Below are 13,222 nucleotides of genomic sequence, written 5' to 3' on the forward strand. Positions count from 1 at the left end.
GTCCACATGCCGGGCAGGCTACGAGGTGCCGCCGGGCGGAAGCGACAGCATTTCCAGCTCGGCGGTGAGGTTGTAGCGGGCCGTGGCCTCCCACTCCGAGGCTCCGTACGGCGTCCTGAACAGCCTCGGCAGGTCGAGGAGTTGGCGCAGGATCGCCGCGCGGCCTGTGCGGAAGGCCTCATTCGGGACGAAGTGGTACTCCTCGCGGACGGCGGCGGTGTAGGCGGCGTACGCCGACGGGGGCGAGGCGAGGACCGCCAGGTCGGCGTCGCACAGCACCTGGCCGTCGGGGTCGTCGTCGGCGGGGTCGTGGCCGACGGTGAGACGGACCAGGCGGGCCACCTCGGCGGTCCTGGCGGCGGACACGCCGGCCTCGGGCAGGGCGCGTTCGGCGAGACGGGCGGAGCGTTCCTCGTTCTCGGAGCGCTCGGGGAGGTACACGGCGTCGTGGAACCAGGCGGCCAGCCGGACCACGTCCGGGTCGTGCGCGTACTTCTCCAGTACGTCGATGTGGTCCAGGACCGCCGTGAGGTGCGCGACCGTGTGGTAGCGGCGCTGCGGCTCCTGCCAGCGCCCGAGCAGGTCGTCGGCGTACCGGACCGGGTCCGGGCCGGCGGCCGGGCCCCGGGCCGCTTCCAGGGTGCGGACGAAGCGGGCGCGGAGGGCGTCGATATCGGCCATGGGGTCATTCTCCCGCTCGGCGGGGGCGGGCACCTAGCGTGGGTCCTATGACGACTCCTGCTGATGTGCACGACGTAAGGGATCCCGAGCAACCCGGGCGGCTGCTCGCGAGCGAGCGTGACGCGCTGATCCCGCTGTTGCGGGCCAGGGCCGAGGAGGACTTCGCGCTGCCCGTGAGGGCGTGTCCGGGCTGGTCGGTGCGGTCGGTGCTGGCGCACTGCTCGGCCGCGCTCACCCGGGTGGTGGAGAACCGGTTCGAGGAGGGCGTGTTCTCGCCCGAGTCGAACGACCGGGACATCGCCGAGCGGGACGGCTGGAGCAACGCCCGGGTGGTCGACGAGCTGGAGCGCGGGATGACCGAGGCCGGGCCGGTGATCGCCGGGGCGGACGGGAAGCTGGACGGCCTCGCGCTGGGGGAGTGGGTGCACGCCGGGGACGTGCGCGACGCCTTCGGCGAGCCCGGGGCGTACGGCGGGGCCGGGCTGCCGGACGCGCTGGCGCTGCTCGCCCGGATCACCCGAGAGCGGGGGCATGTGCCGCTGCACGCCGACCTGGACGACCTGGACGAACCCCTGCGGCTCGGGGAGAGCGGCGGGGAGCGGCCCCCGGGGCGTTTCATCGGGGACGGGCCGACCCTGGTGCGGCTGTACACGGGGCGGCCGGTCGGCGGGGCGCCCGCGTTCGAGCTGGTCGGGGTGGAGGCGAAGGACCTGAACATCTTCGGCTGAGCCAGGTCCGCGGGGCGTGGGAGGCGGCGGGAGCGGGCAGCGTTAGTCTTGATTGGACTAGACCTGTTTGGCTAGACCTGTCGCCGAACGCCGACGCCATGCCGACGAAGGGGCCCCATGAGCAAGCGTGCAGTCCTGGAGGTGATCGCCCTCGGCGTCGAGGACGCGGTCGCCGCCCAGGCCGGAGGCGCGGACCGGCTGGAGCTGGTCACCGACATGGCGGCCGACGGGCTCACCCCGTCGGCCGCCACCGTCGCAGGGATCCGCCGGGCCGTCGACCTCTCGCTGCGGGTGATGCTGCGGCTCGCCGACGGCTTCGCCGCCGGGGACGTCGACCGGCTGGTCGGCGTGGCCGCCGACTTGCGGGAGGCCGGGGCCGAGGAGTTCGTGCTGGGGTTTCTCGACGCGGGGGGCGGGGTGGACCTGGCGGCTGTGGAGCGGATTGTGGGGGCGCTGGACGGCTGCCCCTGGACCTTCCACCGGGCCATCGACCGGGCCGCCGACCGGGACGCCCTGCGCAAGCAGCTGGACGGGATGCCCGGGCTGGACACGTACCTGACGGCCGGGTCGGCGGACGGGGTCGACGACGGGCTGCCCGTGCTGCTCGCCGAGGCGGGGCGGTCGCGGTCCGGGGAGCCGGGGTATGAGCAGCAGTTGCTGGTGGGGGGTGGGCTGCGGCTGGAGCATGTGCCGATGCTGCGGGGCGCGGGGGTGGACGCGTTCCACATCGGTGGGGCGGTGCGGCCGGGGGGCTGGGCCGCACCGGTGTCGACGGCGGCCGTCGCCGAGTGGCGGGCTGCGGTGGACGCTTCTTGACAGGCGCAGGGCGTTGTGGCTGGGGTCGGGTGGGTGCGCAACCCGGCGCAGCGGGGTGCCGCTGCGCCCACCCGTGCCGCCCCAGCGGCACGACTGCCCGCAGCTAAGCGATCATCGCAGCTAGGCGATCAACTGCGGCGGCAGCGGGGCCGCATGCGTCACCGTCAGGCCCGACACCGCTCGTGTCAGCGCCACGTACAGGCGCCGCAGGCCCGTGCGTTCGTCCGGCTCGCCGTCGACCACCGCCCGGGGCTCGTCCAGGACCACGTAGTCGTACTCCAGGCCCTTCGCGAGCGACGCCGGGACCAGGGTCAGGCGGGTGTCCTGAGTGGTCTCCTCGCCGGGGCCGAGATACGGGATCCCGGCGTCTGTCAGGGCCTTGGCCAGCTCGGGTACGCGGGCGTCCGCCGCGATCAGGCCCGTCGAGCCCTCGTGGCGCAGCGACTCCCGGCAGGCGTCAACCACGTCGGCGGTGCCGGTGACCTCCCGGACCTCGAAGTGGCCCGGGTTCTCACGGATCGACACGACCGGCGTGAGCCCCGGGGCGATGTGCGGCAGCAGCCGGGACGCGTAGGTGATGACGTCCGTCGGCACGCGGAAACCGGCCGTCAGCTCTTCCACCACCGCGTCCGCCTTGCCCAGGTGGGCCAGCGCCTCCTGCCAGCTGCGGGTCGCCCACGGCGTGGTGCCCTGCGCCAGGTCGCCGAGGACGGTCGCGCTACCGGTCGTGCAGCGGCGGCCGACCGCCCGGTACTGCATGGGGGAGAGGTCCTGCGCCTCGTCGAGGACGACATGGCCGAGGGAGTGCGTACGCTGGATCAGGTCGGTGGCCTCGTCGATGAGGACGGCGTCGGCGGCCGACCACTTGGCGGATCTGACACTGCGGGCCGGCTTCGCCCACAGCACCGCCTTCTGCTCCTCCTCGTCGAGGATCCCCGCCGCGTGCTCGGCGAGGAAGTCCGCGTCCGACAGCAGGCGCAGCACCAGCTTCGCCGGGTCGACGGCCGGCCAGACCGCCTTGACGGCCGCCTTGACCGCGCTGTTGCGGGCCACCGCGTCCTGCACCCGGTCGTCCGGCGCCTCGCCCGACCGCTCCATCTGCACCAGCACGGCGTGCGCGATGCGCTGCGGCAGGGCCTCGCGGGCGGCGCCGTAGCGGATGTCGCGGTCGAGCAACTCGCGGACGATCTCCTCCAGTTCGTACGCCGCCACGCGCCAGCGGCGGGAGCCGCGCACGACCACGACCGGCTCGGTGGGCATCGTGACGTGCGCGTAGAGGGCCCTGCGCAGCACCCGCGCCATGCGGGCGTCGCCCTTGACGACCGCGGCCGTCGCGTCGTCCGTCCCCTTGATCTCCACGTGCGCCACCAAGTCCTCGACGGTGGCCTGCTGCACCGTCAACTCGCCGAGCGCGGGCAGCACTTGCTCGATGTAGTGCAGAAAGGACCGGTTGGGTCCGATGACGAGCGTGCCGGTGCGGGCCAGGCGCTCGCGGTGGGCGTAGAGGAGGTAGGCGACCCGGTGCAGGCCGACGGCGGTCTTCCCGGTGCCCGGGCCGCCCTGCACGCACACCGTGCCGGAGAGCCCCGACCGGACGATCTCGTCCTGCTCGGGCTGGATCGTCGCGACGATGTCCCGCATCGGGCCGACGCGGGGCCGCTCGATCTCCTGCTGGAGCAGCTTGCTGGTGCGCGCCGCCTCGGCCGGGTCCGACAGGTGCTCGTCCTCGTACGCCGTGAGGTCGCCGCCCGTGTAGCCGAAGCGGCGGCGCAGCGCGATGTCCATCGGGTCCTTCTTGGAGGCCCGGTAGAACGGCTGGGAGACGGGGGCGCGCCAGTCGATGACCATCGGGTCGCCGTCGGCGTCGTGCACATGCCGCCGCCCGATGTAGAACCTCTCGCCTGGGAGATAGTCCAGCCGTCCGAAGAACAGCGGGGTGTCGCTGAGGTCGGCCAGGGCCTTGATGCGCTCCTCGATCTGGTGGGCCAGCACCTCCGCGTTGACCCAGTTCGCGGTGACGTCGCTGATGTCGAGGGCCTCGACGTCCTCGCGCATGGCACGTAGGGCGGAACGGGACGCGGCGAGGTGGGAGCGCTCACGGGAGAGCGGGTCGTCGACGGGCGTGGACAAGGGGGTGCCTCCGGAGGACCTGCTGGGAGATGGCGGTGAGATGCCGGCCGGTTTCCGTCCGGTCGGCGGCGCTCCGAGAGGGAGGCGGGCAAGAGCGGAGATCCTAGAGGAGCGGGGGAGGCGACCGCCAACGGTTTTTCTCATCCCCTAGGGGCCGGCGTCGGTCCGCAGGCGTACGGGCGGAGCACGCGGGTTCGGTCCTCAGGCCGACGCGGACTTTACGTGCGGAAACGCACCATGGAGACATGAGCGCAGCAACCATCTCCCCCGCCCCGGCACCGGGCCGCCCGCCCGGCGCCACCGCCGTGGCAGGCAGCCACCACCGTCATCTCCTCGGCGATGCCCTGCGCGCCGTCAAGGTGTTCGCGGGCGCCGCCTTCGACGTGGTCATCCTCGGCCAGTACGGCGAGGAAGTGGGCGTGGTCCGCCGCAAGTGAGCGGCCCCACCGCCCGCGAGCAGACCCACCACCCCCGAGCAGCCCGCCCGCCTCAGCTCTCCGCGAGCAGCTCGTCCGCGTCCATGATCCGGTACGCGTACCCCTGCTCCGCCAGGAAGCGCTGGCGGTGCGCGGCGAAGTCCTGGTCGAGGGTGTCCCGGGCGACCACCGAGTAGAAGTGGGCCTTGTGGCCGTCGGACTTCGGGCGGAGCACCCGGCCCAGCCGCTGGGCCTCCTCCTGGCGCGACCCGAACGTGCCGGACACCTGGATCGCGACCGTCGCCTCCGGCAGGTCGATCGAGAAGTTCGCGACCTTCGACACGACCAGCACGCTGATCTCGCCCTGCCGGAACGCGTCGAACAGCTTCTCCCGCTGCGCGTTCGACGTCTCGCCCTTGATCACGGGCGCCCCGAGGTGCTCACCCAGCTCGTCGAGCTGGTCGATGTACTGGCCGATGACGAGGATCTGCTGCCCGGTGAAGCGGCGGACGATCGCCTCCGTGACCTTCCGCTTGGTGTCGGTCGTCGCACAGAAGCGGTACTTCTCCTCCGCCTCGGCCGTGGCGTACGCGAGCCGCTCCGCGTCCGTCAGATTGACCCGGACCTCCACACAGTCGGCGGGCGCGATGTAGCCCTGCGCCTCGATCTCCTTCCACGGCGCGTCGAACCGCTTGGGCCCGATCAGGGAGAACACGTCCGACTCGCGCCCGTCCTCACGCACCAGCGTGGCCGTGAGGCCCAGCCGCCGCCGCGCCTGGAGATCCGCCGTGAACTTGAACACCGGCGCCGGCAGCAGGTGCACCTCGTCGTAGACGATCAGGCCCCAGTCCCGGGAGTCGAACAGCTCCAGGTGCGGATAGACGCCCTTCCGCCTGGTCGTCAGCACCTGGTAGGTGGCGATCGTGACGGGCCTGATCTCCTTCTTCGTCCCGCTGTACTCGCCGATCTCGTCCTCGGTGAGCGACGTCCGCTTCACCAGCTCGTGCTTCCACTGCCGGGCGGAGACCGTGTTCGTGACGAGGATCAGGGTCGTGGACTTCGCCTGCGCCATCGACCCGGCGCCGACCAGCGTCTTGCCCGCACCACAGGGCAGGACGACCACGCCCGACCCGCCGTGCCAGAAATTCTCCACGGCCTGCTTCTGGTACGGCCTGAGCGCCCAGCCGTCCTCGGCCAGCTCGATCGGGTGGGCCTCGCCGTCGACGTACCCGGCGAGGTCCTCGGCCGGCCAGCCCAGCTTCAGCAGCGTCTGCTTGATCTGGCCGCGCTCGGAGGGGTGCACGGCGACCGTGTCCGGGTCGATGCGGGTGCCGACCAGCGGCGCGATCCGCTTCGACTTCAGGACCTCCTCCAGCACCGGACGGTCGGTGGTCGTCAGGACCAGCCCGTGCGCCGGGTGCTTGGACAGCGTGAGCCGCCCGTAGCGGTCCATCGTCTCGGCGATGTCCACCAGCAGCGCGTGCGGCACCGGGTAGCGGCTGTACTGCACCAGCGCGTCCACGACCTGCTCGGCGTCATGGCCCGCCGCCCGGGCGTTCCACAGGCCCAGCGGGGTCACCCGGTAGGTGTGGATGTGCTCCGGCGCCCGCTCCAGCTCCGCGAACGGGGCGATGGCCCGACGGCATTCACCGGCCTGCTCGTGGTCGACTTCCAGGAGCAGGGTCTTGTCGGACTGGACGATCAGCGGACCATTCACGCGTGGCACCCTTTCCCACGGCCGGACGGCTCGGACGGCTCGAACGACTCGGCCAAACGTCCAGTGTGCCTGATCGTCGCCGCCCCGAGGGTGTGATCTGCGCGGGATCGGACCGGCTCCGGTCCTACAGAATGCCTTTTCATCCCAACGTGTGGTGTGAATTCAGTTTTTCCACGGCGGCCCCGAAGAATGGCGAACCGTGCGGAACCCAACAACCACCACCCTCGGATACGCCCTGTTCGCCACCCGCTGGCTCCAGGCCCCGCTGTACTTCGGGCTGGTGGCCGCCCAGGGCGTCTACGTCTACAAGTTCTTCAAGGAGCTGTGGGCCTTAATCCTGATGTGCGTGAGCGGTCACGCCACCGAGACGTACGTGATGCTCGCGGTCCTGAAGCTGGTCGACGTCGTCATGATCGCCAACCTGCTGATCATGGTGATCGTCGGCGGCTACGAGACCTTCGTCTCGCGCATCGGCCTCCAGGGCCACCGTGACCAGCCCGAATGGCTCTCGCACGTCAACTCCAACGTACTGAAGGTCAAGCTCGCCACGGCGATCGTGGGCATCTCCTCCGTCCATCTGCTGCAGATGTTCGTGGACGTCCACCACACCTCCCACCACGCCCTGCTGTGGGGGACGGTGATCCACATGGCGTTCATCGCCTCGGCGGCGATCCTCGCCTACATGTCGGGCCCGATGGCGGCACAGTCGGACCGCGGGCACGGGGACCGCGGGCACGGGGACCGCGGACACGGGGACAGCCGGCATGGCGACCGCGGGCATGCGGACCGTTCCTCGGTCGGCCGGCCCCCCGCCGGGCAGCCCGAGACATCGCAGCCCCCGGCATCGCAGCCCGAGGCCCCGGCCGCCACCCCCGCCCTGCCCCGCCAGCCCGCCCCCGACGCGGACGCCGAGGCCCGGATCCGTGCGGCCGGGTTCCCCGTCCGCAAGCTGCTGGAGGACTTCGACCCGGAGCACCCCCGGGGCTTCGACCGGGAGGCACTGGCCCGGCTCGGCAAGGCCGAGTTCGTCGCCGCCCCGCGCAACGTCGTGCTCGTCGGCCCGCCCGGCACCGGCAAGACCCACCTCGCCATCGGCCTCGGCGTGCGCGCCTGCCAGGCCGGGCACCGGGTGCTGTTCGCGACCGCCGCCGAGTGGGCCGCCCGGCTCTCCGACGCCCGGGCCGCCGGCCGGCTCGACGCGGAGCTGGCCGCCCTCGACGAGTACCCCCTGCTGATCGTCGACGAGGTCGGCTACACGCCCTTCGACGCGGCGACCGCCGGACTGTTCTTCCGCCTGGTCGCCCACCGCTACGAGCGTGCCTCGCTGATCGTGACCGGCGACCGCCCGCTCGGCCGCTGGGACGAGGTCTTCGGCGGCGCCTCCACCGCGGCGATGGTGGACCGCCTCGCCCATCACGCCGACATCGTCCGGCTGGACGGCGACAGCTACCGGACGCGACGCGCTACTTCAGCGTGGGCAGACTGACGTTCTGGATCAGCGGTCCCTCGATGCCGATCGCCTCGGAGACCAGGGGCTCGGTGCCCGCGGCGGGCAGGGGCAGCGGCAGTGCGGGCGTGGCCGCCGCGGCGGAGGGCGCGAGCACGCCGATGAGGGCGACGGCGGAAAGGACGACGGCGGGCAGCTTTTCACGCATGGGGACGACAGCGCCTTTCATGTGCTGAGAGATGAGGGACACCCCACCGCGGGCCGGCCCGGGGACCCCGGGGCCGGCCCTATGGGTGCGCGGGAGGCGGATCAGATCTGCGGTGTCTCGAGGACGAGGCCGGCGACATCGATGCTCACCGCGGCGGCCGGAGTGGCCAGCCCGCCGAACGTCATCAGGGCGGCGGTGGCCAGGACGGCGGCGAAACGACGGACAGCGCGCATGCTGGGACTTCCTTTCGACAAGGGCTCACAGGACACCCCGTGGCTGCCCCCGCGCGGACGGCGGAATGCGGCACGCCCGGCAAGGTCGCTCAAGGGTGGGAAATCCCCGGCGTGGCGTGCATGAACGCCGACGTGCACCCGAACGGGTGAGACGACGCCCTGGCCGAATGCTCCGTCAGCCCGCGTCGTCGGCGAGTTCCGCGACCCCGGTGATCCGGTGCAGCGGGTACGTACGGACCTCGTCCGCCGTGTGGTCGTACGCCGTGACGAAGCCGCCCTCGACGCGGATCGGGGCGATGACCCGCTGGCTGGCGGCGCCCTCGGCGTTGACGTAGCCGATCCACAGGGCCTCGCCGGTCAGGACGGCGGCCTGCATGGTGGCGAGGGTCTCGGCCGAACCGGTGCGGGGCAGTACCCCGTTGACCGCGGGAGCAGTGCCCGGCTTGCGCGGGGTGGTGGAGGCGAGGTCGCCGGCCCGGATGGCGCGCAGCGCCGCCGCGAGGAGCGTGTCGTCGGGGACCGGCGGGCCTTCCGGCACCGGCTCGGGTGCCGTACGGGGCGGGGTGCGGTGCGCGTGCGCGCGGGTGATCAGCACATCACCCTCGGCGGACTCGGCGGCCGGCGCGAACCCCATCGCCCGCAGTCCCTCCAGCAGCCCCGCCGGGTCGGTCTGCGCGGCCAGCACGGTCGGGGCGAGCCGGCGCAGCCCGAGCCCGGCGGCCCGCTTGTCGGCGAGGATCTCGCCCAGCACCGCGTCGTCGTCGCAGCGGACGTAGGCGGAGGCGGCGCCCACGCGCAGATGGCCGTGCCTGCGGGCCACGTCGTCGATCAGGTACGTCAGCGGCTGCGGCACCGGCGTACGGGAGTGCGCGGCGAGGAAGGCGTGCAGGTCCGAGGCGCTCTGCCCGGCGTCGAGGGCGCGCCGCACCGAGCCGGGCGTGAACCGGTAGACGGTGGCCCCGCCCTTGGACTCGACGTCCGCCAGCACGCCCAGCATGTCGGCGAGCGGGCGCTGCAAGGGCCCGGGCGCCACCGCCGTCAGGTCGGCCTGGAGCAGCACGTGGTCCAGCGGCTCGGGCAGCAGGGGAGTGAGCAGCCGGGCCGCGGCGGCGGAGGCGACGGCCTGTTCGGCGGCGGAGAGGGTGGGGACATGTGTGGGGCGGTGGTGGACCGGGAGCTTGTCGCCCGGCCCGGAGGGCTCCGCTTCCGGGCTCTTCGCCGGAGCGGCGGGTGCCCCCAGCAGGGCCCGGCCGTGGGCCGACAGCGCACCCCTGCCCGTCACGCCCAGCAGTTCCGCCTCGGACAGGGCCCACTGGGCGAGCCGGCTGCGGAGATCGTCCTCTTGCTGGGCACCGCGCAGCGGGCGCTCCCAGCGCAGCCGGGCCAGCACCGACTCGGCGGCGGGCGCGGTGCCCTCCGGCAGCCCGGCCAGCAGCGCCAGCACCCGGTGCCGCACCTCGGGCGCGGCCGAACGGTCCAGGCCGGGCCCGAGCGCCGACAACGTGCGGTCCTTCGCGTCCCGGCCGCCCACCAGCCCGGGGGTGCGGGTCGCCGGGAGCCATGCCGTGACCAGGTGCGACCAGCGCTCGGCGGCGGGCCGTTCCCGCCACTCGTCGTACGCCGGGGTCGCCGCGTACCGCTCGTCGGCCTCCCCGTCCGGCGCGATCAGGCCCGCCGCGTACGCCAGCTCCACCCAGAACGCGGCGACCGGCTCGGGCACGTCGAGGGCGACGGCGGTCCGCTTCAGGTCCCGCACACTGAGCCCGCCGGCCCGCAGCACCGCCGGCCCGCCCTCGTCCCAGTCCTTCAGCAGCTCCTCGATGGTCGCGAGGGCGGTGTAGGCCTGCCCGGCCGCGGTGCTGTCCACAACCTGTGGACGGTGAACGGCTGCGGCCTCGACCGCCGGCGGCACCGGCTCGGGCGTCCGGTGCGCCAGCCCCCGCCGCAGGTGCAGGGCGACCTCGCGCGGCAGTACGACCGTGCCGGGCGCCGTCGGCAGCAGCAGCCCCCGGTCCAGCAGCCAGCGCAGCCGGGGCGCCGGATCGGCCGTGACCTGCCCGTACGGCGGTCCCCACACCAGCCGCTCCAGCACGTCGAGGGAGTCGGCCGGGGCCTTAGCGAGCAGCGCGGCCATCCGGCGCCGGTCCGTGAACAGCTCGGTCAGGGACGTCACCGCGGAGACCGAGTCGTGGGTCGAGGGCAGTCCGGCGGCCGTGACGATCTCCTGGATACGCCCCGGGGACATCCCGGCGGTGGCCTCCTGGACCGTCGGGCCGAGCCCCGTCGGCGAGGGGTGCTGCGGCGAGGGGGCCAGCAGCTCACGGGCCGTGCGCACCAGCCGCAGCCGGTCGTCGCCGCCCCAGACCAGGGCCTGCTCGCGCAGGACGCCCAGGGCGTGCGGCAGGGCCTGGGCGACGGCCGGGTCGGCGTCGTCCCCGGCCATGAGTCCGAGCAGTTCGTCGCCCGTCGCCGGATCCGCCGCCACGGCCAGGGCCTCAGCCGTCTGGAGCGTGAACCGGTCCAGCCGCTCCAGGGCCCGCACGACCGAGGCCCGGGTGCCGGCGCGGGTCGCGAGCTGGGTGAGGTCGGTGGGGACGGGCGTGATGAGATCCGGACGGCTGCGCAGGAGCGCGCCCAGCGAGACGTCGTCCCGCCCGCGGAGCGCTTCCGCGAGGGAACGGGGGGCCGAAGGCCTGTCCTCGGTGCTCATCCGGTCCACGGTAGCGGGTCGCCTCCGGCGCCCGGGGCGACTGTGCGCGGGTGAGCGGGGGCCGGTGCCGGACGGGCATGTGGGGCGCCCGCCCGTCCTCGCGGTACCGTCGACCGACGGCGTCAGCCAACGCACACGCCCCGGAGGGGACTTCGTGGGGATTGAGAGCGACCAGGTCGTTTACGAGTATCTGAGCCGCGTCGGCGACGTGGCCCAGCAGCGGCAGTTGTCGTCGGCCACGCGCATGCGTCTGGTCGCGGACCTGCGCAGCGAGATCGACAAGCGCCGCGCGAAGGCCACCGTCGACTCGCCCGCCGCCGTCCGCCGCATCCTGTCCCGCCTCGGCAGCCCCGACGAGATCGTGGCGGCGGCCGCCGACGGCACGGGCGCGGGGGGCGGAGGTACGACGCGGAGTGCCCCGGCCGCCGTGCCCGTACAGCGCGAGGCCCACGAGCCGCAGGAGACGGGCGAACGGCCGAAGGGTGTCCTGCGGCGCGTCGTACCGCGTCCCCGCCCGGCCCGGCCCGCCGAGGAGTCACACCCCGCCGCCGGGGGCGCGGCCCCGCCGCACCTGGCCGCCGGGCACGAGCTCGGGGACAGCGCCGTCCAGCCGGACTGGTGGCGGGTGGACAGCAGCCCCTTCGGCGTCGGCGACGAAGTGCCGGGCTTCGTGGGCGGCGTGGAGCTGCCGGACCTGCTGAAGCAGCCGAAGCCGAGGAAGCCGGACCTGGAGAAGCCGGCGGCCGACGAGGAGACGGCTGCGGCCGTCGAGGTGGCCGGGGAACCGGAGGAGACGGCGGGCAAGGCGGCCCGCCGGCGTCTGCCGCGCCTGCCCGCGGGCGGCTGGAGCAACCCCCTCCTGCTCATCGCCGCCGGTCTGCTCGTCGCGGGCGCCGTGCTCGGCAACTGGTTCGTGCTGATCCTGGGCTGGCTCATCGCCTACGCCTCACGCCGCCTGACCCCGGCGGAGACGAAATGGGCGGTGGTGATCCTCCCCAGCCTCTCCGTCGCGGCCGGGATCCTCTGGCTGTGGGGCCGGACGAACGACCGCTGGGGCACCCCGATCGCCGAGGGCCACATGAACGACGCGGTGGCACAGACCTGGCCGTGGGTGGTCAGGGGCGCGGCGGTGGCGTCGGCACTGTTCCTGGTCTGGCGCTCACAGCGCTCTCGTTAGACCCTGTCGGGCCTGGCCGTCACAGGGCGGCGTCTGCCGTTCACACCGCCTGGGCACAATGGCCCATATGGCCTTCATGACCCCGCCCGCGCTCACCGTCGGCTTCGACCTCGACATGACCCTCATCGACTCCCGCCCCGGCATCCGCGCCTGCTACCAGGCGCTGTCCGAGCGGACGGGGACGTACATCGACGCCGATCTGACGGTCACGCGGCTCGGGCCGCCGCTGGCCGAGGAGCTGATCAACTGGTTCCCGGCCGGGGAGATCGCGGCCGTGGCGGACCTGTACCGGGAGATGTACCCGACGATCGCCATCACCGCGACCCCCGCGCTGCCCGGCGCCCGGGAGGCCATCGCGGCCGTACGGGAGGCCGGCGGACGCGCGATCGTCGTCACCGCCAAGTACGAGCCCAACGCCAAACTGCACCTCGCCCACCTCGGCATCGAGCCCGACGCCGTCATCGGCGACCTGTGGGCCGAACAGAAGGCGGAGGCGCTGCGCGAACACGACGCGGGTGTCTACGTCGGCGACCACGTCGGGGACGTGCGCGGCGCCCGGACGGCCGGCGCGCTGTCGGTCGCGGTGGCCACCGGCCCCTGCCCCGCGGAGGAACTGCGCGCGGCGGGCGCGGACGTCGTCCTCACCGACCTGACGGAATTCCCCGGGTGGTTTTCGGACTACCGTCCCGCACGCGCCTGACGCCGGCCGGCCGCCACGGAACGCAGTACTCCCGCGCCGGCCATCAGGAATCCGACCGCCATGAGCATGCTCAGGCCGAACATGTACGTCGGAAAGGGCGTCGTCCCCAGGAACAGCGGGGCGACCGTGACCAGTGTGGCCACGGCGCCGATGAAGAAGACGATGGCACCGGCACGGACCAGACGGTCACCGGGAGCGGCGGAATTCGTTTGGGTTTTGTCACGCACCCGACCAGGGTAGTTCCCAGCGCGAAGGAACA

13 protein-coding genes are annotated in these 13,222 nt (G+C 73.3%); 6 read left to right on the forward strand and 7 right to left on the reverse strand.

Annotation, left to right across the window (positions count from 1 at the left end):
- Positions 1 to 18 precede the first annotated feature (18 nt).
- On the reverse strand, positions 19 to 681 hold the full coding sequence (locus ABZ192_RS22640; RefSeq protein WP_356926250.1) for a hypothetical protein: 663 nt from the start codon (positions 679 to 681) through the stop codon (positions 19 to 21).
- Between the two features lie 47 nt (positions 682 to 728).
- On the opposite strand from ABZ192_RS22640, the gene ABZ192_RS22645 reads away from it, so the two are divergent.
- Both ABZ192_RS22645 and ABZ192_RS22650 read left to right on the forward strand, forming a co-directional pair.
- Positions 729 to 1,409, forward strand: coding sequence for a maleylpyruvate isomerase family mycothiol-dependent enzyme (locus tag ABZ192_RS22645; RefSeq protein ID WP_356926251.1), 681 nt, complete (start codon positions 729 to 731; stop codon positions 1,407 to 1,409).
- A gap of 117 nt (positions 1,410 to 1,526) precedes the next feature.
- Positions 1,527 to 2,225, forward strand: a complete 699-nt coding sequence (locus ABZ192_RS22650) for a copper homeostasis protein CutC (RefSeq protein ID WP_356926252.1) — start codon at positions 1,527 to 1,529, stop codon at positions 2,223 to 2,225.
- A 120-nt stretch (positions 2,226 to 2,345) separates the two neighbouring features.
- Here the strand turns inward: ABZ192_RS22650 and ABZ192_RS22655 are convergent, their stop codons facing one another.
- Complete coding sequence (locus ABZ192_RS22655; protein ID WP_356926253.1) at positions 2,346 to 4,355, reverse strand: UvrD-helicase domain-containing protein; 2,010 nt, start codon at positions 4,353 to 4,355, stop codon at positions 2,346 to 2,348.
- Positions 4,356 to 4,600: 245 nt separating this feature from the next.
- Between ABZ192_RS22655 and ABZ192_RS22660 the strand changes: the two genes are divergently transcribed.
- Positions 4,601 to 4,792 (forward strand): hypothetical protein, encoded by a 192-nt coding sequence (locus tag ABZ192_RS22660; protein ID WP_356926254.1) that lies wholly within the window; start codon positions 4,601 to 4,603, stop codon positions 4,790 to 4,792.
- 52 nt (positions 4,793 to 4,844) lie between these two features.
- Here the strand turns inward: ABZ192_RS22660 and ABZ192_RS22665 are convergent, their stop codons facing one another.
- A complete protein-coding gene (locus tag ABZ192_RS22665) occupies positions 4,845 to 6,488 on the reverse strand; it encodes a DNA repair helicase XPB (RefSeq protein WP_356926255.1) in 1,644 nt (547 codons plus the stop codon).
- A gap of 199 nt (positions 6,489 to 6,687) precedes the next feature.
- On the opposite strand from ABZ192_RS22665, the gene istB reads away from it, so the two are divergent.
- Positions 6,688 to 7,974 (forward strand): IS21-like element helper ATPase IstB, encoded by a 1,287-nt coding sequence (gene istB, locus ABZ192_RS22670; RefSeq protein ID WP_356926256.1) that lies wholly within the window; start codon positions 6,688 to 6,690, stop codon positions 7,972 to 7,974.
- On the opposite strand, the gene ABZ192_RS22675 is transcribed toward istB, so the two are convergent.
- The 3 genes from ABZ192_RS22675 to ABZ192_RS22685 all read right to left on the reverse strand — a co-directional run bounded on the left by ABZ192_RS22675 (position 7,952) and on the right by ABZ192_RS22685 (position 11,086).
- On the reverse strand, positions 7,952 to 8,143 hold the full coding sequence (locus tag ABZ192_RS22675; RefSeq protein WP_356926257.1) for a hypothetical protein: 192 nt from the start codon (positions 8,141 to 8,143) through the stop codon (positions 7,952 to 7,954). The two genes, istB and ABZ192_RS22675, sit on opposite strands and share 23 nt — an antisense overlap.
- A gap of 101 nt (positions 8,144 to 8,244) precedes the next feature.
- Positions 8,245 to 8,376: a hypothetical protein gene (locus ABZ192_RS22680; RefSeq protein ID WP_356926258.1), complete on the reverse strand. Its 132-nt coding sequence runs from the start codon at positions 8,374 to 8,376 to the stop codon at positions 8,245 to 8,247.
- Between the two features lie 175 nt (positions 8,377 to 8,551).
- Positions 8,552 to 11,086: a helicase C-terminal domain-containing protein gene (locus ABZ192_RS22685; protein WP_356926259.1), complete on the reverse strand. Its 2,535-nt coding sequence runs from the start codon at positions 11,084 to 11,086 to the stop codon at positions 8,552 to 8,554.
- A 154-nt stretch (positions 11,087 to 11,240) separates the two neighbouring features.
- Between ABZ192_RS22685 and ABZ192_RS22690 the strand changes: the two genes are divergently transcribed.
- Together ABZ192_RS22690 and ABZ192_RS22695 are read left to right on the forward strand one after the other, a co-directional pair.
- Complete coding sequence (locus ABZ192_RS22690) at positions 11,241 to 12,263, forward strand: hypothetical protein (protein WP_356926260.1); 1,023 nt, start codon at positions 11,241 to 11,243, stop codon at positions 12,261 to 12,263.
- 67 nt (positions 12,264 to 12,330) lie between these two features.
- Positions 12,331 to 12,963 carry a haloacid dehalogenase-like hydrolase gene (locus ABZ192_RS22695; RefSeq protein WP_356926261.1) on the forward strand — a complete coding sequence of 211 codons (633 nt, stop codon included), beginning with the start codon at positions 12,331 to 12,333 and terminating at the stop codon, positions 12,961 to 12,963.
- Here ABZ192_RS22695 and ABZ192_RS22700 read toward each other — a convergent pair.
- The gene (locus ABZ192_RS22700; RefSeq protein WP_010035898.1) at positions 12,942 to 13,190 is read right to left on the reverse strand and encodes a hypothetical protein; all 249 of its coding nucleotides are present in this window, start codon (positions 13,188 to 13,190) and stop codon (positions 12,942 to 12,944) included. The genes ABZ192_RS22695 and ABZ192_RS22700 overlap by 22 nt on opposite strands.
- Between the last annotated feature and the right edge of the window lie 32 nt (positions 13,191 to 13,222).

Origin of the sequence: Streptomyces sp. NPDC006235 (assembly GCF_040613735.1) — a bacterium.
Taxonomy (GTDB): Bacteria; Actinomycetota; Actinomycetes; order Streptomycetales; family Streptomycetaceae; genus Streptomyces.

What these genes read in the sequence shown, in the direction of transcription:
- ABZ192_RS22645 (WP_356926251.1), top strand. Translation starts at nt 729, where the DNA reads ATGACGACTCCTGCTGATGTGCACGACGTAAGGGATCCCGAGCAACCC.
- ABZ192_RS22675 (WP_356926257.1), bottom strand. Translation starts at nt 8,143, where the DNA reads ATGCGTGAAAAGCTGCCCGCCGTCGTCCTTTCCGCCGTCGCCCTCATC.
- ABZ192_RS22660 (WP_356926254.1), top strand. Translation starts at nt 4,601, where the DNA reads ATGAGCGCAGCAACCATCTCCCCCGCCCCGGCACCGGGCCGCCCGCCC.
- ABZ192_RS22695 (WP_356926261.1), top strand. Translation starts at nt 12,331, where the DNA reads ATGGCCTTCATGACCCCGCCCGCGCTCACCGTCGGCTTCGACCTCGAC.
- ABZ192_RS22680 (WP_356926258.1), bottom strand. Translation starts at nt 8,376, where the DNA reads ATGCGCGCTGTCCGTCGTTTCGCCGCCGTCCTGGCCACCGCCGCCCTG.
- ABZ192_RS22650 (WP_356926252.1), top strand. Translation starts at nt 1,527, where the DNA reads ATGAGCAAGCGTGCAGTCCTGGAGGTGATCGCCCTCGGCGTCGAGGAC.
- ABZ192_RS22685 (WP_356926259.1), bottom strand. Translation starts at nt 11,086, where the DNA reads ATGAGCACCGAGGACAGGCCTTCGGCCCCCCGTTCCCTCGCGGAAGCG.
- ABZ192_RS22640 (WP_356926250.1), bottom strand. Translation starts at nt 681, where the DNA reads ATGGCCGATATCGACGCCCTCCGCGCCCGCTTCGTCCGCACCCTGGAA.